General features: G+C 39.7%; 16 protein-coding genes and 4 pseudogenes. 16 read left to right on the top strand and 4 right to left on the bottom strand.

Annotated features, from left to right (window positions below; translation table 11 throughout):
- Window positions 1-7 precede the first annotated feature (7 nt).
- From ccmA to ACZ1G6_RS04060, 10 genes and pseudogenes are all read left to right on the top strand, one after another.
- Window positions 8-709: a cytochrome c biogenesis heme-transporting ATPase CcmA gene (gene ccmA / locus ACZ1G6_RS04015; RefSeq protein ID WP_472618172.1), complete on the top strand. Its 702-nt coding sequence runs from the start codon at window positions 8-10 to the stop codon at window positions 707-709.
- A complete protein-coding gene (ccmB, locus tag ACZ1G6_RS04020) occupies window positions 703-1,380 on the top strand; it encodes a heme exporter protein CcmB (RefSeq protein ID WP_472618173.1) in 678 nt (225 codons plus the stop codon). The genes ccmA and ccmB overlap by 7 nt, the downstream gene beginning before the upstream one ends.
- Window positions 1,380-2,093 (top strand): annotated as a pseudogene (gene ccmC / locus ACZ1G6_RS04025) (heme ABC transporter permease CcmC); the annotation flags it as partial. The gene ccmB and the pseudogene ccmC, both read left to right, overlap by 1 nt.
- A gap of 147 nt (window positions 2,094-2,240) precedes the next feature.
- Window positions 2,241-2,423 (top strand): heme exporter protein CcmD, encoded by a 183-nt coding sequence (gene ccmD, locus ACZ1G6_RS04030; protein WP_472618921.1) that lies wholly within the window; start codon window positions 2,241-2,243, stop codon window positions 2,421-2,423.
- Window positions 2,424-2,442: 19 nt separating this feature from the next.
- On the top strand, window positions 2,443-2,913 hold the full coding sequence (gene ccmE, locus ACZ1G6_RS04035) for a cytochrome c maturation protein CcmE (protein ID WP_472618174.1): 471 nt from the start codon (window positions 2,443-2,445) through the stop codon (window positions 2,911-2,913).
- Window positions 2,913-4,935: pseudogene (locus ACZ1G6_RS04040) on the top strand (heme lyase CcmF/NrfE family subunit). Before ccmE ends, ACZ1G6_RS04040 begins: the two are co-directional and overlap by 1 nt.
- Window positions 4,936-5,586 (top strand): redoxin family protein, encoded by a 651-nt coding sequence (locus tag ACZ1G6_RS04045; RefSeq protein WP_472618175.1) that lies wholly within the window; start codon window positions 4,936-4,938, stop codon window positions 5,584-5,586.
- Window positions 5,579-6,109, top strand: coding sequence for a cytochrome c-type biogenesis protein (locus ACZ1G6_RS04050; RefSeq protein WP_472618176.1), 531 nt, complete (start codon window positions 5,579-5,581; stop codon window positions 6,107-6,109). Before ACZ1G6_RS04045 ends, ACZ1G6_RS04050 begins: the two co-directional genes overlap by 8 nt.
- Window positions 6,106-7,392: a c-type cytochrome biogenesis protein CcmI gene (ccmI, locus tag ACZ1G6_RS04055; protein WP_472618177.1), complete on the top strand. Its 1,287-nt coding sequence runs from the start codon at window positions 6,106-6,108 to the stop codon at window positions 7,390-7,392. The genes ACZ1G6_RS04050 and ccmI overlap by 4 nt, the downstream gene beginning before the upstream one ends.
- Entirely contained in the window at window positions 7,389-8,291 is a 903-nt protein-coding gene (locus tag ACZ1G6_RS04060) for an MlaA family lipoprotein (RefSeq protein WP_472618178.1), read from the top strand. The genes ccmI and ACZ1G6_RS04060 overlap by 4 nt, the downstream gene beginning before the upstream one ends.
- A 58-nt stretch (window positions 8,292-8,349) precedes the next feature.
- Here ACZ1G6_RS04060 and ACZ1G6_RS04065 read toward each other — a convergent pair whose 3' ends face one another.
- The 4 genes and pseudogenes from ACZ1G6_RS04065 to ACZ1G6_RS04080 form a co-directional block, all read right to left on the bottom strand.
- A complete protein-coding gene (locus tag ACZ1G6_RS04065; RefSeq protein ID WP_472618922.1) occupies window positions 8,350-9,753 on the bottom strand; it encodes a mannose-1-phosphate guanylyltransferase/mannose-6-phosphate isomerase in 1,404 nt (467 codons plus the stop codon).
- A gap of 29 nt (window positions 9,754-9,782) precedes the next feature.
- Window positions 9,783-10,802, bottom strand: coding sequence for a UDP-glucose 4-epimerase GalE (gene galE / locus ACZ1G6_RS04070; RefSeq protein WP_472618179.1), 1,020 nt, complete (start codon window positions 10,800-10,802; stop codon window positions 9,783-9,785).
- Window positions 10,799-11,099, bottom strand: a pseudogene (locus ACZ1G6_RS04075) (DUF6170 family protein). Before ACZ1G6_RS04075 ends, galE begins: the two are co-directional and overlap by 4 nt.
- Window positions 11,100-11,325: 226 nt before the next feature.
- Complete coding sequence (locus tag ACZ1G6_RS04080; RefSeq protein ID WP_472618180.1) at window positions 11,326-12,747, bottom strand: peptide MFS transporter; 1,422 nt, start codon at window positions 12,745-12,747, stop codon at window positions 11,326-11,328.
- Window positions 12,748-12,966: 219 nt separating this feature from the next.
- Between ACZ1G6_RS04080 and wecB the strand changes: the two genes are divergently transcribed.
- The 6 genes and pseudogenes from wecB to ACZ1G6_RS04110 all read left to right on the top strand — a co-directional run bounded on the left by wecB (window position 12,967) and on the right by ACZ1G6_RS04110 (window position 18,366).
- A complete protein-coding gene (gene wecB / locus ACZ1G6_RS04085; RefSeq protein WP_472618181.1) occupies window positions 12,967-14,094 on the top strand; it encodes a non-hydrolyzing UDP-N-acetylglucosamine 2-epimerase in 1,128 nt (375 codons plus the stop codon).
- Window positions 14,094-15,360, top strand: a pseudogene (wecC, locus tag ACZ1G6_RS04090) (UDP-N-acetyl-D-mannosamine dehydrogenase). The gene wecB and the pseudogene wecC overlap by 1 nt, the downstream one beginning before the upstream one ends.
- Before the next feature lie 16 nt (window positions 15,361-15,376).
- Window positions 15,377-15,877, top strand: a complete 501-nt coding sequence (locus tag ACZ1G6_RS04095; RefSeq protein ID WP_472618182.1) for a polysaccharide biosynthesis/export family protein — start codon at window positions 15,377-15,379, stop codon at window positions 15,875-15,877.
- A 25-nt stretch (window positions 15,878-15,902) separates the two neighbouring features.
- On the top strand, window positions 15,903-16,271 hold the full coding sequence (locus ACZ1G6_RS04100; protein WP_472618183.1) for a polysaccharide biosynthesis/export family protein: 369 nt from the start codon (window positions 15,903-15,905) through the stop codon (window positions 16,269-16,271).
- 66 nt (window positions 16,272-16,337) lie between these two features.
- Window positions 16,338-17,975 (top strand): SLBB domain-containing protein, encoded by a 1,638-nt coding sequence (locus ACZ1G6_RS04105; RefSeq protein WP_472618184.1) that lies wholly within the window; start codon window positions 16,338-16,340, stop codon window positions 17,973-17,975.
- A gap of 55 nt (window positions 17,976-18,030) precedes the next feature.
- On the top strand, window positions 18,031-18,366 hold the full coding sequence (locus ACZ1G6_RS04110; protein WP_472618185.1) for a Wzz/FepE/Etk N-terminal domain-containing protein: 336 nt from the start codon (window positions 18,031-18,033) through the stop codon (window positions 18,364-18,366).
- Window positions 18,367-18,391 lie beyond the last annotated feature (25 nt).

Here is an 18,391-nt window from a genome sequence, read left to right on the forward strand (position 1 = left end):
TAACACATTGATTGCTGATAAATCCCTCAAACAGCCTTTGACTAAGGCGAAAACTAATCAGACACCTCATGAGCATGAAGGTGCGGTTTTGTTGATTGAGCAGATTAAATGTGAAAAACAAGATAGAACCCTTTTTAGTGATGTCAGTTACAAACTTCACTCAGGTGAGCTCTTGTGGCTAAAGGGTGAAAATGGCTCTGGTAAAACAAGCCTCATTAATATACTTGTTGGCTTACATAAGCCTGCCGCCGGTAAAGTATGGGTAAATAATTACGATATTCATAAAGATATTAATCAAGCAGCCCAGGAGCTTATTTTTTGCGGCCATAGCTTAGGGTTTAGCGGATTATTGAGTCCTTTAGAGAATCTTCGGTTTTGGTGTGAATTACAGGGCGTAGATGTACAAGATTCAGATATCATTGACAGGCTTGATGCATTAGGGTTAGTCGGCTTAGAAGAGCTCCCGAGTAAGTTTTTGTCAGCAGGGCAAAAACGCAGAATTAGTTTAGCTAAACTATGGCTCAAAAATGATGCGAAACTTTGGGTGCTAGATGAGCCCTTTACTGCATTAGATGCAAATTTACTTGGTATGTTAGAAGCCCATATAGATAAATTCCTAAAAGCAGGTGGATCTGTCTTGATGACGTCTCATCAACAAGTGAATATCAACCACCCTCAACACATTCTAGAGCTTGAATACTCATGGTAAGCATCAACAGAGCATTATGGGCGGTGTTTAAAAGGGATCTGTCACTTGCTTATCGCCAACGCTCGGAACTGGCTCAACCCCTCATCTTTTTTGTCATGGTAATTAGCCTATTTCCATTAGCGATTGGACCAGCCCCTCAAACACTGCAATTGGTCAGTGGCGCGATTGTTTGGGTAGCTGCGATTTTATCGTTGTTAATGGGGCTTGAACGACTATTTAGAGATGATTTCAACGATGGAAGCCTTGAACAGATTATGCTGAGCGCAGTTCCTCTATACCTTGTTGTACTTATCAAAGTGTTTACTCACTGGTTTGTTAATATTATTCCACTTCTACTAATTTCACCCTTGCTTGCTTTGTTTTTAAATATGACTAGTGCGATGTATTGGGCATTACTACTGACACTTGTTATCGGAACACCAATCATTAGTTTAGTTGGTGCCATTGGTGTTGCGCTAACACTAAGTCTTCAGCGTTCAGGCGTTTTAGTGGCGCTTTTGCTTATTCCTTTGTTTATTCCGTTACTAATCTTTGCCACCTCGGTTGTTGATTCAGCGGCCATGAATTTACCTTTTGGCTTTCAGATTGGTATTATGCTGTCGTTGTTGTTGCTTGCGCTTGCATGTGCGCCAGGTGTTATCGCGTATTCTTTAAAAGTGAGTCAAAACTAATGTGGAAGTGGATTAATTCTTTTGCTCAACCTGAGAAAGCCTATGGAGCTTGTAATAGCTTATTACCATACTTTTCTTTAGTGTTAATAGTATGCCTGCCAGTTGGTATTGTTTGGGGGCTTGCATTCGCGCCTACAGATTATCAGCAATTTGATGTATATCGGATTATTTACATACATGTGCCCACCGCTACACTTAGCTTAACTGCTTATGTTTCAATGGCTGTAGCTGCATTTGTAGGGGTTGTTTGGCAGTGGCGAAGCGCTTTTATGGCGATGATTGCAATTGCACCCGTTGGGGCAGCTGTTGCTTTTTTGTCGCTTGTGACAGGTGCTGTTTGGGGTAAACCTACATGGGGTACCTATTGGATATGGGATGCCAGACTGACTTCACAGCTAATATTGCTGTTTTTGTATTTAGGCGTTATTGCATTGTATGTGTCGTTTGATGATAAGCAGCAAGGTGGTAAAGCATCTGCGATTATGGCCATGGTTGGCGTGGTGAATATCCCTATTATTAAATATTCCGTTGAATGGTGGAACACCCTACATCAAACGGCGTCTATAAGTAAGTTAGACAAACCGTCGATGCCTGCTGATATGTATATCCCTTTATTAATCGCAATGATCGGTATGGCGGGCTACATAGGTTGCGTTACCATTATTAGATTGAAGAACGAGTTACTCAAACGAGATGCACATCGCCCTTGGGTGGCCAGTACTCTTGAACGTGAACAAAATTCGCCTACTCAAGTTATTTCTAATGGGTGGAAGGTATTGATTGCTATCCTATTTGTCGCCGGCATGAGCTGGGCTGTGTCACAAGGATTTAAGTTTGATAATCTGCAAAGCTTCATAGATATGGGCGGCAGGGCATTTTTTGTATGGTTAAGTTATGCGATAAGTATGTTTGTGTTGCTTACTTTATTACTATTAAGCGTTATTGAACGAGGCGCAATTTTAAAAGCAGCGGCAAAACAAAAAGCACGTGCGCAACGTATATTAGAAGCAAGAGCTGCCAAAAAGGCACGTAAAAAAGAATAGTTAATATTTGAGAGTAGTTATGAATTCAAGAAGAAAACAAAGGTTATTCGCCGTTAGCAGCATTTTGATTTTGATATCAGCATCAATTGGTATCATGTTGTACAGTTTAGGCGACAACGTTGATGCATTTTATACGCCTTCTGAAATCGTAAATGGCAAGGATAAGACAGGTAAAATGCCCGTCTTAGGTCAGCGAATAAGAATAGGCGGGATGGTTGTCCCAGGCAGTGTAAAACGAGACAGTGATACACTTGCTGTGAGTTTTGATTTAGTCGATTTGGGGCCCGCGGTAACCGTACAATATCAAGGCATTTTGCCAGATCTATTTCGTGAAGGGCAGGGCATTGTCGCAACAGGCACATTAAACGATAGTCGCTTGATAGTGGCACACGAGGTGCTTGCCAAACATGATGAAGAATACATGCCACCAGAATTAGCTGAAAAGATGAAAGGTATTACCCATATTCCGCCTTCGGAGGCCACTTACTAATGATTCCAGAAATTGGTAATTTTACGCTTGTCGTTGCCTTAGTATTGTCAATATTACTTGCTGTTTATCCTTTGTGGGGTGCGCAAACCAACAATGATACGATGATGCGTATGGCAAGGCCGCTAACGATTGGCTTATTTGTGTTTACTCTAATTGCTTATGTTTGCTTAACCTATGCGTTTATGACGGATGACTTTAGCGTAAATTATGTGGCTCAAAACTCTAATAGTCAGTTGCCTTGGTATTATAAAGCCACTGCGGTTTGGGGCGGACATGAAGGTTCGTTTTTGTTGTGGGTGTTAATTTTTGCCGTTTGGACCTTGGCAGTAGCCTTGTTTTCAAAAGGTATCCCAGAAGTAATGGTGTCTAGGGTATTATCCGTGCTGGGAATGGTCAGCATTTCGTTTTATTTATTTATGCTAATAACATCAAACCCCTTTGATAGCATGTTACCGTTCTTTCCAGTAGATGGCCGAGACTTAAATCCTTTATTGCAAGATTTTGGCATGATAATTCATCCCCCAATGTTGTATATGGGCTATGTGGGCTTTTCGGTTGCCTTTGCTTTTGCCATTGCAGCGCTTATTGGTGGTCAACTCGATTCTACATGGGCCCGTTGGTCACGCCCTTGGACAATTGCTGCATGGGCGTTTTTAACCCTTGGCATTGCCTTGGGCAGTTGGTGGGCATATTACGAACTAGGCTGGGGTGGCTGGTGGTTTTGGGACCCAGTAGAAAATGCTTCATTTATGCCATGGTTAGTAGGTACTGCATTGATGCATAGCTTAGCGGTTACCGAAAAACGAAAAGTGTTTAAGTCTTGGACTGTTCTGCTAGCAATAGCTGCGTTTTCATTAAGCCTGTTAGGCACGTTTCTTGTGCGCTCCGGGGTGTTGGTGTCTGTTCATTCATTTGCAAGTGACCCTTCTCGCGGTTTGTTCATTCTTGGACTCTTAGTTGTCGTGATCGGAAGCTCGCTCCTGTTGTATGCAGTACGCGCAGCATCGCTAAAATCAATTGGTCGATACGACATATTCTCTCGTGAGATGATGTTGATGGGTAATAATGTACTGCTGGTTGCCGCGACAATAGTGGTGTTATTGGGCACTTTGTTTCCATTAATACACAAAGAAATTGGTTTGGGGACGATATCGATTGGGGCACCATTTTTTAATGAGATGTTTACCTTACTTATTGTACCGTTTGTATTTTTTATGGGCGTTGGTCCATTAACCCGCTGGAAAAAACAGCGTCCGCTTGACCTTCGAAATCAGCTTATATTTGCGTTTATTCTAGCAATGTCAGCAGGCGTATTAGTTAATTTTACGTATTCAGAGCAATCCTATATGGCATTACTTGGTCTGGTGATGAGTTTTTGGATTATCATTGCGTCAATTTTAGAAGTTAGACAACGGGTAAAATCGACTACCAGCGATGAACCAGTTCTACGCTCTTTAAGAAAACTGACAAGAAGTCATTGGGGAATGGTATTTGGTCATCTTGGCTTTGCTGTGACGCTCATTGGTATCACTTTAGTCAGTAATTACGAGCTTGAACGTGATGTTAAAATGGTACCAGGACAACGTATCACTATTGCCGATTACGAAGTACTCTATACTGGCAATAAAAAAATTGAAGGTCCAAACTATTTATCCGACAAGGGAGTGTTTGATGTCTTCAAAAATGGTGAATTAGTCAGTCATTTAGAGCCTGAGAAGCGTTTTTATACGGTTCAAAGGATGAGCATGACTGAAGCGGGTATACACACCACACTCACACGAGATTTATTCGTTGCGATGGGCGAGCCGCTTGATAACGATGCCTTGGGCAGTCAGATTGTATTATAAACCCTTTGTAGTATGGATTTGGGGCGGCGCATTTATCATGTGTTTTGGTGGAGTTTTGTCGATATCTGACAAGCGATATAGAATTAAGAAAATAGCTAAAGTCAAAAGTGTAATTACGCGTGAACCATCGCAGCTTGAGTTAAGCGCTACACAAAGCAAACAAGAGGCACGATAAATGGGCCGTTTAGCGACATACTTAATACCTCTGGTTTTGTTTCTGGTGATGTGTGTATTTCTATTTAAAGGTTTGTTTGCAGATCCTACGCAGCGAGAATCAGAAGTGCTTTCTGAGCCATTCCCTCAATTTTCTCTGCCGGACCTTGATGATGAATCTATTATTTATGATAACAATATATTTGAAGGGAAAGTGACACTCATAAATGTATGGGGTGTATGGTGCATTACATGCGCTATAGAACTCCCTTACCTAACGCAACTTTCAGATCAAGGTTTGCGTGTTGTGGGTTTATATTATGACCAAGACCTCGATCCAGAATTTGGTAGCAAGACACTTAACCGAGTGAGAAAAGAGGTGCGGGACACCACGTCGCGCTACGGTAATCCTTTTTCATTTAATATTTTTGATGTATATCGCAATACTGCACTTGATTTAGGAGTGACTGGCGCGCCAGAGACGTTTTTAGTTGACCAACAAGGTGTGATTAGAGTGCATCATTTAGGAGATGTAAATCCTAGGGTATGGCGAGCAAAGTTTGCACCCATTTTAGAGCAAATTGCACCAGACACTCATCTTAAAATCATGCAATTGAATGAGCAGCTATCGCCTCTTCAGGCATCTTTGCAAAATGGGGCACTTCATGAATAAAGTATTGGGAAAATATGTAGTAATAGGGTTGTTGTGCTTTGTTAGCCTTACATCATTTCCTTTACTGTCACAAAGCACTCAACAAGATGATCAAACTCAAGCGAGTCAAATATTGGAAAATAGTGATTTGCGTCAGTATGCTGAAAACTACGCTTTTGCAGACCCTAGTCAAAGAAAAGAATTCCTAGAGTTGACGGCTGTTTTGAGATGCCCTAAGTGCCAGAACCAAAATATCGCAGATTCTGACGCACCCATTGCCCATGATATGCGACGAAAAGTTTACGAATTAATGAACGAAGGCAAAGACAAACCTGAGGTTATTGATTGGATGAAGCAACGATATGGCGACTTTGTTTATTATCAACCGCCAGTAACAGCAGTGACGATATGGCTTTGGGTGCTTCCCATCGCATTTTCAATCATGATGGCTGTGTTTTTTATTCGTCGTCGCAAAATTGATCATCAAGATGATATTCAAGAGAAACTAGCCAAAGCAGAAGCTTTATTGAAGGAAAGCGAGTGATTTACTTTTATTTGTCGGCCATTGCAGTGGTTGTATTTGCATGTTTGTTTGTAGCTTATCCCTTGCTTAGAGCCAAAAAGCAGCAGCAGGTAATATTGTCTAATGCTAATGTTGTGAAGCAACGCATCGTCGAGCTTGAACGTGAAGTTGAAGAGGGGCTCATAAGTGAAGCTGACAAAGACAGTGCAATCACTGATTTAAAGTTAGCGTTGGTAGATGAAACGCCCCAAGAACAAGCAGAAGCAAAAACCGTCAATGTATCAACTCTTTTCATGCTAGGTTTACCTGACCTATTGATTGGTGTTTGGGTGTATTGGGATTCAAATCAGCTTGGTGGATTAATCGAATATAAACAATCGCTTAACGATGTTGCAAGTCTTCAAGCTAAGATGCAGGAATCAGGGACCCAAGATTTAACGCCCAATGATGTTGCGAAGTTGGCATTGTCCATACGTGCATCACTACGGTTTAATCCTGATGATATAGAAGGATGGAGTTATCTGGGCTTAGTTAGTACAGCAATTGGACGATTAGAAGAAGCCGCGGCTGCGTATGAAAAAGCCCTTGATTTAGCGCCTCAAGCGGACCAAATTCGCTTTAAATATTCTGAAACACTAATGCTAACAGGCACGGAAGATTCACTAAATAATGCAAAACGGCAACTAAATTATTTGATTGGCAAAAACCCAAGTAATCGAGATTATCGATTATTGCAAACAACTGTGGCCATACAAGTTGGTGATGCACAATTAGCTAAGACCCAGTTTGACTTGATAAAAGATCAAATTAATCCTAATAGTGATTTTTATCAGTCAATGGTAAATGGCTTAAGAGAGCTTGGCATTGAAGACTTACCTCAGATTAGTAGCGTTGAGAATAGTAATCAGTCTATCGATGTGAGCCCTGATAACCCTCAAGTTAATCGAGAAATATTAATTAACATTAATATTGATGATGAACTAAGATCTAAACTACCAGAATCTGCGTTTCTAATCGTCTTTGCACAAAGAGCTGATGGCAGCTCACGCGCGCCTTTGGCAGTGAAAAGAAGTCAAATGACCTCATTCCCTGTCCAAGTGATATTAAGTGACGATGATGCGATGATCCCTAATATGAACCTAAGTTCTGTAGATGCCGTTAACATACGTGCTCGGATTTCTATTGATGCAGACGTTAGCGCAAGCCTAGGTGACTTTGAAGGCAGCATAGAACAAGTCGATTTAAACGATACGACAGCGCTTAAAGAGGGCGTATTTATCAACATTAATAAGGAAATTAAGTGAAAAAACTAACACTTATTTTAGCGTTGAAACTTAGTTTTTTAAGTAGCGCTTTTGTGAACACCGAGCTCAAAGCTGCTGAATCTTCTTTTGATAAAGAACACTATTATGCGCAATTTTCGGCGTCAAGCGTACACAATAATAGTCGCACGCTCACATTTGTTAGTATGCAAGATAATAACATCGATGCTGTTGATGAAACTAACATAGATAAAACTAATGACGTAAGTGACCCGTTTGAATCCATTAATAGAGTGATGTGGACTTTTAACTACGATGTACTTGATAGATTTTTATTAAAACCAGTTACTAAAGGTTATATTGCAGTTACTCCACAGTTTATGCGCACAGGCTTGCTTAATGCTTCTGATAATATTGAGGAAGTGTCTAATTCTTTGAATAACCTTTTACAGGGGAAAGTCGAAGATAGTGTAATCAGTTTAAGCCGTTTTGCGCTAAATTCTACCGTTGGTATATTCGGGTTTTTTGATGTCGCCAATAGCATGGGACTAGAACGCAAGCCTGAAGACTTTGGACAGACTTTAGGCGTGTATTCAGTAGGTACAGGTCCTTACATTATGTTGCCAGCATTGGGGCCGTCTGATGTTAGAAGTTTCACAGGAAGAGTCGTGGATAATGTGATTTGGCCAAGCACTGTATTAGAAGACCCATATGTAATTGGCGCAGCAGTTATTTCTTTATTAGAGACACGTGCAACGCTTTTACAAACCGAAGAGACTTTAAATAGAGCCCTTGATCAATATTTGTTTGTTCGTGATGCCTATTTCCAACGATTGACCTTCGAGGTTAATGATGGGCAAATTGAGCAAAAAAGCGAAGAAGAACTTGAAGAAGAAACAGAAGATTTTTCCGATTTTGAAGATTTGTTAAACGGTATGTAGGTCCAGCATTCATTAACGATTATAAAGGCATGCCAAGCATGCCTTTTTTCTCGTGTTTTTACTTTGTCCTGCCGTAACGGTCACTAAATCGAACAATATCGTCCTCTCCCAAGTAGCCACCTGATTGCACTTCAATTAGTTCCAAAGGTACTTTACCGGGATTTTCAAGTGCATGAATTTCACCAATAGGAATATACACAGACTGATTCTCAGTGAGTAATTGTTCTTTTTCACCAATCGTAACGCTCGCGGTGCCTTTTACAACAATCCAATGCTCAGCTCGATGATGATGCATTTGAACTGAGAGCTTTTCGCCAGGTTTAACCATGATACGTTTTACTTGGTAGCGCTCACCATTATCGATGGAATCGTAACTACCCCATGGCCTAAATACCTCTCTATGAAACTCAAATTCACTTCGATGTTCTTTTTTCAATTGTGTAACAATGCTTTTTATATCTTGCACTTGATGTCTATTGGCAACTAACACAGCGTCTTTTGTTTCAACAACAACAAGGTCGTCCACGCCAACCAATGCAATGAGTCGCTCTTCACTATTGATATATGAATTGTTTACATTTTCAAGGATGACATCTCCTTTACTCACATTTCCTTGTTCGTCTTTGTTCTTTGCTGTATCCCATAAGGAGCTCCATGCACCAACATCATTCCAGCCTGCGTCAAGTGGCACCATACAAGCTTTATCAGTTTTCTCCATAACAGCATAATCAATACTATCATCAGGGCATTTGACAAAACTGTCTTTGTCAATTCTGATAAAATCCATGTCATGCTCAAGCGTGTTGATTGACGCGACGCATGCTTGATAAATCTCTGGACTATGACGCTCTAGTTCAGCTAAGTAGACGCTGGCCTTAAACATGAACATACCGCTGTTCCAATAATGTGATTTTCCAGCTATATATGTTTTAGCGGTCTCAAAATTAGGCTTTTCAACAAACTCCTCAACTAAAAAGCCATCATCAAGCGAGTCCCCCGATTTTATGTAACCATAGCCGGTATGTGGCTCAGTAGGAACGATACCAAATGTGACTAACTTACCTTTATTTGCTAAATCGCTTGCTTTATCGATAGCTTTTTCAAAAGCAGCATCATCTGCAATTAAGTGATCTGCCGCTAACACTAACATCAAAGGATCGCTTTGTTTTAATGCAGTTAAGGCAGCAATAGCAATTGCCGGCGCAGTATTACGACCTACCGGTTCAAGCAGTATGTTAGCACCGGAAACGTTTATTTCACGAAGCTGTTCTGCCGCCAAGAACCGATGCTCTTCATTGCAAATTAAAGTAGGGGAGCTGACCGAATGAGAAGGCAACCTGAGCAAGGTATCTTGCAACATAGTGTTATTTGATGTTAGGCGAAGAAACTGTTTAGGTAAGGCCGCTCTTGATTTTGGCCAAAGCCTACTACCAGTTCCGCCTGCGAGTATGACTGCTTGTATCATTAAATATTCATTCCGTGTTAAGTTAATTAAGTACCATAGCCGACTGGGTTTTGGCTTTGCCATCGCCAAGAATCTTTACACATGTCATCAAGATTTTTTGAAGCTTGCCAGCCAAGTTCATTTTTCGCTTTAGTTGGGTCAGCATAACAAGCTGCCACGTCACCATCTCTTCTTGGTGTGATTTTAAAAGGGATCTTCTGACCACTTGCATTTTCAAATGCTTTGACCATGTCTAACACGCTGTAGCCAACGCCAGTACCTAAGTTGCAGGTAAATAATCCTGCTTTATCTGCGATTTTGTTTAATGCTTTTAAATGTCCATCCGCTAAGTCTTCAACGTGTATATAATCCCTTACGCCAGTACCATCAGGTGTATCATAATCGTCACCAAATACACTCAAAAACTCTCTTCGTTTTGTGGCGACTTGCGTAATAAATGGCATTAAATTATTCGGGATACCATTGGGATCTTCTCCAATTTGACCGGAAATATGTGCGCCAACTGGGTTGAAATACCGCAGGATAACAACATTCCATTGTGGATCTGCTTTTTGCATGTCACTAAGCATATGCTCGACCATGAGTTTTGACATTCCGTAAGGGTTAGTTGGCGTGCCCGTTGGGAGCTTTTCATGCAAAGGCAACTGAGTTGGGTCACCATAAACTGTTGCAGATGAGCTAAACACGATGTTTTTAACACCATGTTCAGCCATGACTTTACAAAGGTTCAAAGTGCCATAAACGTTATTTTCATAATAATTAAGTGGCAATGCGACTGATTCACCAACGGCTTTTAATCCAGCAAAATGAATAACACAGTCAACTTCATGTTGAGTAAAAATAGTGTTAAGAATGTCAGGATCACGAATATCACCGGTGTATACAATAGGTGTTTTACCGGTTAACTGCGCGACACGTTTCAGGCTTTCTTTTGAAGAATTAGAAAAATTGTCTAATACAATAACGTTTGCATTATTGTTTAACAGTTGAACAGTGGTATGACTACCAATATATCCTGCGCCTCCGGTGACTAGTATTGTTTTCATGACTCTTCCGTTTTAGGGATTTTGATATATTTAGCACTTAGTGAATATTGTATGGGTTTGACTAAAATTGGGTAGAGCAAAAAGATTAGTGCGGCCCATATAAGTGAAGTCCAATCATTTGAAACTCTTAACAGTAATACAAATCCTAGGCACAATCACTAACAGCTTTAGAATATTAAGTAATGTTTTTTCGGGCACTGTCATACGCTTTGCTGCGTTTTCTAGTAATGCCATTCGCTCGGTTAAAGGCCTATCTACTAGCTCAGGAATTTTTTTGGTTGAAGTATAAATTTTCAAACTATGCCTTTAAAAATATTAATTTTTATCCAATGTTTAAATGGTATCAAATTTACAACAACAAGGAGAGTATTTATAAACATTAGCAAGCATAAAAAACGAACATTCTTATGTTCGTTTTTTATGTCAATCAAAGCTAATTGCTTATGATTCTTCTTTTTCAGCAAGCTTTTCCCACTTACCTGTTTTAATGGAAAGCAACAAGAGCACTATACCAATGGCGATACTAAAGTAAGTAATTTGAAGATATAGTCCAGAGCATTTGATCTATTTGTTCAGGGTCAAACTTACCTGCGAAGATACCAGCAATAATACTACCCATTGAATAAGTTAAAACAAACACTCCCATCATTTGTCCTGAAAAGCGTTTAGGCGAAAGTTTACTAACTGCGCTTAAGGCTACAGGGCTTAGCCATAACTCACCGACCGTATGTAAAAAGTATGTTGCTACTAGCCAGTATGGGGCTACTTTAAGACCACTAGCGGCCAATTGAGCAGCAAAAAACATAACGATAAAGCCGCTTGCCATTATTATTAAGCCTACCGCGCACTTAACGCTGTAGCTAGGTTCAATCATTCGCTTACCCAATGCCATCCACATATAGGCAAAGAATGGTGACAAAATAATAATGAAAATAGAATTTGCAGATTGAAACCAAGCTGGCGGAATTTCAAATGCTCCTACCATTCTTTGTGTGTAATCTTGGCCGAATAAATTGAGCGATGAACCTGCTTGTTCAAATCCTGCCCAAAAACAAGTCGAAGCCAAACATATCAAAAATAGGGCACCCATTCTTTTTTGTTCATCTGGACTGAGCTTGCCTCCAAAGAAAATGTATGCAAAGTACAGCAAAAATATTACTGTGATAGCAACAGCAACCTGTTTTGCAACAATAACAGGGTCAAAACCTAACAGGCCCGTGTAAACCATAGTTGTGACCAATGCCAAGGCAATAACAAAACCAATTATGGCTATATATGCTGTTTTTTGCGCTTGAGGAGATAAAGGCACCACAGGCTTGTCAGATACGCCCGCAATGTTATGGATGGTCAATTTGTATTGAATTAAACCGATTCCCATACCAACTGCAGCGGCGCCAAATGCCCAATGATAGCCCATGTTAACTTGTAAATAGCCACACACTCCGTATCCGATTAGTGACCCGATATTAATACCCATATAGTAGATGGTGTAGGCACTATCGCGTCTGGCATCTTTAGGTGAATAAAGTTCACCTACCATTGCACCAATATTAGGTTTCAATAAACCTGTTCCCAAGACAACGAATATTAAACCGATAAAAAATGTAGAATCTGACGGGATGGCCAAAATGATGTGACCAATCATGATGATAATACCACCATAAAATACTGCTTTTTGCCCGCCAATCAGCCTATCGGCTATCCAACCTCCAGGTAAACCGAAGAAATACACAGCACCGGTATAGAGGCCATAAATAGCTGATGCGGTAGCAACAGTTAGCCCTAGACCACCTTCCTCAAGTGCTAGTACCATAAATAGTACGAGTAATGCGCGCATGCCATAGTAGCTCATACGTTCCCACATTTCGGTGCCGGCAAGCGTTAATAAGCCCATTGGGTGACCAGCGAAGCGGGTGTCGTTTTGTGTGTTTGTTTGTGATGTCATTTATCAACCTTGATAACGTTTTATTGTTATTTTTATTAGTGAAATATCATTATGCAGTGATACTAGGAAAAGTTGCAAGCATGTAAATAGATCTAACGCACTGCGTGTTTTGAATAATAAACACATAATATGTGTATTTGTCAGTGACAAAAGTACGATATTTAAGTAGGATCTTCGTTCCTCAAACCTTATATTTTTTAATCGACAAGAGCATTATTAATGAAGAAAGTCCTTTGTGTGTTTGGCACTCGTCCAGAAGCTATCAAAATGGCACCTCTGGTGAAGACCCTTGAAAAAGACTCACGGTTCGATGCGAGAGTTTGCGTAACTGCACAACACAGAGAAATGTTGGATCAAGTACTTGAGCTTTTTGACATTACTCCAGATTATGATCTTGACTTGATGAAGCACAAACAAACATTAAATGATGTTACTGCACGCATTTTAACGCAAATGAAACCTGTTTTAACAGATTTTCAACCTGACGTGGTGCTTGTTCATGGTGATACTGCGACAACATTTGCAACAAGTTTAGCCGCTTATTACGAGCAAATTGAAGTGGGACATGTTGAAGCTGGTTTGCGAACAGGTAATATATATTCTCCATGGCCAGAAGAAGCTAATCGAAAATTAACAGGGGCTATTACCACCTATCATTTTGCTCCAACTGAAGATTCAGCTGCGAATCTAAAGAAGGAGAACTATTCACCACTAACGATCAGTATTACAGGCAACACGGTTATTGATGCCCTATTAATGGTAAGAGACAAATTAAAGTCTGATGATTCGATTATTATCAAAATGGCTGACAAATTTAACTTTTTGAATAAAGACAAAAAGCTGATTTTAGTCACCGGTCATAGAAGAGAAAATTTTGGCCAAGGGTTTGAAAACATATGTCAAGCTCTGGCGCGAACAGCAAAAGCTTCGCCTAACGTTGAAATTTTGTATCCAGTGCATCTAAACCCTGCGGTTCAAGAGCCAGTTAATCGACTCCTTGCAGGAATAGACAATATTAAGCTAATTGAACCTCAGCAGTATTTGGAATTTGTATATTTGATGGATAGGTCGACTATAATCCTAACAGATTCTGGCGGCATCCAAGAAGAGGCACCCTCTTTAGGAAAACCTGTTTTAGTCATGCGAGATACAACAGAAAGACCAGAAGCAGTAGCTGCAGGTACCGTTAAGTTAGTGGGTACTGATGTAGACAAAATATGTTCCGAATTAAATAGTCTTTTGAACGATGAGGACGCATATAAAGCGATGAGCTTTGCTCACAATCCGTATGGAGATGGAAATGCCTGTAAGCGAATTGCAGATAAATTGATAAAGGAAGCAAAATAATGGCATTTAAAACAATTTCAGTAATTGGTCTTGGCTACATTGGTTTACCAACCGCAGCCATGTTTGCTGCTCATGGTAAAAAGGTAATTGGCGTTGATGTTAATCAAAACGCTGTTGATACTATTAATCGTGGTGAAATTCATATTATAGAGCCTGATTTAGATGCGCTAGTTGCACAAGCTGTAGCGAAGGGCATGTTAAAAGCGGTCACAAGTCCAGAAAAAGCAGACGCATTTTTGATAGCAGTACCAACGCCTTTTGAAGATGATGTAGCTAACACTGTTCCAAAGCCAGATTTAAAATATATCAAAGCCGCATGTAATGCTATTGCGCCTGTCCTTGAAAAAGGAAACCTTGTTATTTTAGAATCTACATCACCTGTAGGCGCAACAGAGCAGGCTGCGCATTGGCTCGCAACTGCTAGGCCCGATTTGAGATTTCCTGAACAAAACAACGAAGAAGCCGATGTGTTTGTTGCGCATTGTCCAGAGCGTGTATTACCTGGGCATGTCGTTAGAGAGTTGATTGAAAATGATAGAGTTATAGGCGGAATAACATCTGAATGCTCGCAAAAAGCCGTAGAGCTTTATAATACGTTCGTCAAAGGCGAATGCGTAGTAACAAATGCGAGAACTGCCGAAATGGCAAAGTTGACAGAGAATGCATCAAGGGATGTTAGTATTGCTTTTGCAAATGAGCTATCACTGATATGCGATGAAACTAATATTGATGTGTGGGAACTAATCTCTTTAGCCAATAGACATCCAAGAGTAAATATTTTGCAACCTGTATCCTGGAGTTGGTGGTCATTGTATTGCTGTTGACCCTTGGTTTATAGTCAGCAGATCTCCGAACTCGGCAAGGCTTATCAAAACAGCTAGAGAAGTAAACGATGATAAGCCAGCCTGGGTGATTGAAAAAGTGAAACTTGCTGTTTCAGAGTTTCTAACCGCTAATAAAAGCAAATCTGTTTCTGACATAACTATTGCTTGCTACGGATTGGCGTTTAAACCTGATATCGATGATCTGCGTGAAAGCCCTGCGCTAGGTATTGCAAAAGAATTGACTTCTGTTTATGGAAGTTCATTGGTATGCGTTGAACCAAATATAGTTAAAGGTGATAACAAACACAGTATTAATTTAACTGCATTTGATGAAGCTTATAACAATGCAAATATTCACGTACTTTTAGTTGATCATAAAGAATTCAAAAAGTTCAATGCGCCTAAAGGGTTACTAGTTGATACCAAAGGCATTTGGACATAGAAGGTAATACTTATCCATGAAAATTTTTCTAACAGCAATTATGATTACCCTCGCAATGATTGGTCTTACTTCTACTGCAGTAAATGCTCAGTCTTTTGTGCCCTCTAGCCAACAAATCGAACAGTTTAAGAATCTCCCACGAGCTCAGCAAGAGCAGCTTGCGAGGCAAATGGGATTTGATTTGTCTTTGCTCAATAGTGATAACAGCATTCCAAACAAACCACAAAGCGGGCAATCAATTGACTTTATTGAGCGAGACTTTGAAAAAGATGAGCCAACAAAAAACATAGAAAGTTCTAATGTTAAAAATGATTCCCTTAAGCCTTTTGGTTACGATATTTTCCGAAACCGAAGTGCGCCATTAAAGCCAAACTCTTTGCTTCCTGCGCCTCCAAATTACATATTGGGGCCAGGGGATTCGATTAGGCTTCAACTATTTGGAAAAGAAACTGGAAGCTTTGAACTTACGATTAATAACCAAGGACGTTTAAACCTTCCTGACCTTAGGACCAATTAGTGTTGCAGGCGCTACATTCAATGAGTTGAAAGAGTTAGTAGCCTTAAAGTATAGCGAGCAAAAAATAGGAGTAACGCCGTTTATATCGATGGTTGATTTGCGGACTATTCAAATTTTTCTTGCTGGTGAAGTGTTTAGTCCAGGGCCTTTAGTCCTCTCTAGTTTGTCGACAATAACGACAGCACTAATAAACAGTGGTGGTGTAACAGAGTTAGGTTCTTTAAGAAATATTAGTATAAAGAGAAATGGAGAAACGATAGCAGTTTTTGATTTATATGACCTGATAGTGTTCGGTGACACATCAAATGATGTTGCTCTGGAGCAGGGCGATGTTTTGTTTGTTCCGTCCGTTCAAAAACTCGTATCAATAAGCGGCGAGATTCGCAGACCATGAATATATGAATTAAAACCAAATGAAAATATAGCTAAACTTTTTGAATTTTCTGGAGGCTTTCTCCCTATGGCAAATAGAACGAAGATTCAACTGATAAGTAATGTTCTAGGTCAAGGTTTGCAAATACAAAATATTTCTAGTGAAAGCCCCTCTAATTTGAAGCGTTCGTTAAACGACGGTGATTTCATAAATGTTTTTAAAAATGAAACGGAATTTAATAATGCCATTTTAGTGAAAGGTGCGATCGACCTTCCTCCCATCATTTCAGGGAGTAATACTTTTTTATCACAATTGGTTAATTTACGAACTGTGTTGTCAAATACAGACTTGTACTATGCATTAATCGCAAGAAAAGGATTACTTGACAAAACAACAACGATAATTCAATACAGGCCAAAAGACGTAATCGATGGTAATTTCAACCTCGAATTAGAAGCGTTTGATGAACTATTCTTTTTTAGCAAGTTTTCAACTTCTTTTGCCTCAAAAGCTGAACTAAACATAGTCCAAAGTGACATTAAAACAGTCACGAATGAACTAAATAATGAATCAGTCGGTTTAATAAATCAAACTGAAGTAAGTAAATTCACGACAAGTGCTTTAAACACGGAAACATCAAAAGACTTCTCTAGAGATAAGCTCTTAGCTCCCCTAATTGTTAAATTGAAAAGTGAATCAAGTAATAATCAAAAAGTACAACTAGCAGAGATCTCTGGTCAGGTTAAATATCCTGGTAAATACCCAATTAGCAATGATTTTACTCTCATAAAATTGCTTGAAGCTTCCGGTGGCTTGACAGAGGCTGCGTACCTCGAGAAGGCTGAGCTTTCAAGGAGTACAATTGTAGAGGGGAAAGCTTTTGTGACACATAAGCCACTCTCGCTATTGGATGAATTATCTCTTTTAGAGTCTGAACAAACTACTATTATTTCGAAAGATGTACTTAACATTTTGCGAACTCCTTTATGGCTTGAAAACAATACAATAGAATTGAAAGGCGAATTTGTTTTTCCTGGAAAATATCAAGTGAAGCAAGGAGAATCGCTTTCAAATGTAATCAAACGAGCAGGTGGCTTTACGAAAAATGCGACAATCAATGCAGCTGTGTTTAGTCGTGTAGAATTAAAGAATAAAGAAAGAGATAATATAGATAAGGCTATTGAGGATTTGCGTCAGCAAATTGCTAACAATAATTTGAGTAATAGTCAGTTTTCTCGTCCAATTGATTATCAAAATGCTTCAACAATTTTGAATGATCTGACTAATGTCAATCCTATAGGTCGCATGGTGATAGATCTTGATAGGCTATTGGTTGATAAAAAATATGATTTATTGGTCAAAGATGGTGATGTTTTATCGGTACCAAATATAACTTCGGCTGTATCTGTTATTGGCGAGGTATTTGTGCCTACAACACTTGTGTTTAACTCTGATCTTAGTATAGAAGAGTATATTGAGAGTGCTGGCGGGGCTCGAGAGTATGCGGATTTCTCGAAAGTTTATATTGTTAGGGCTAATGGTTTAGTTGTAACGCCAACAAGTGATTTTTGGTTTGGTTCAGCTGACAATCAGTTGATTCGTCCTGGCGATACTATCGTTGTTCCAAGAGATGTGACTAACTATGACAATATTTCTTTGTGGCAGGGCGCCACACAGATTATCTATCAAACGGCAGTCGCTTTTGCCGCCATTGGAAGCTTATAATGACCAATTTAATGCGACATATTTTAAAAATTAAAATTGATTGGAGTACTGATCAATGTCATTTGTGAAACAAGACGATCATGTTGAGAGTGAGTTTGATTTGTTTTCTATCATCGTTGTTTTGTGGAAAAGGAAGGTACTCATTGTAATATTCGCGGTTTTGTCAAGTGCAGCAGCAGTGATGTTTGCATTAACGTTAGATAACATATATAGAGCGTCCGCGTTGTTGAATCCGGTAAAGCAAGAACAAGACTCATTAAGTGGATTGGCTAACCAATTTGGAGGGTTAGCTAGCCTTAGCAGGTGTCTCTATCTCCAATGGCACTGGAAGCGATGTCGTTGTTGCTATCGAGGTAATAAAATCAAGAGCGTTTTTTCGCGAATTCGCTGAAAAATATGACATTTTAGTCCCATTA

It is taken from the genome of Glaciecola sp. HA4-3 (genome assembly GCF_055693685.1).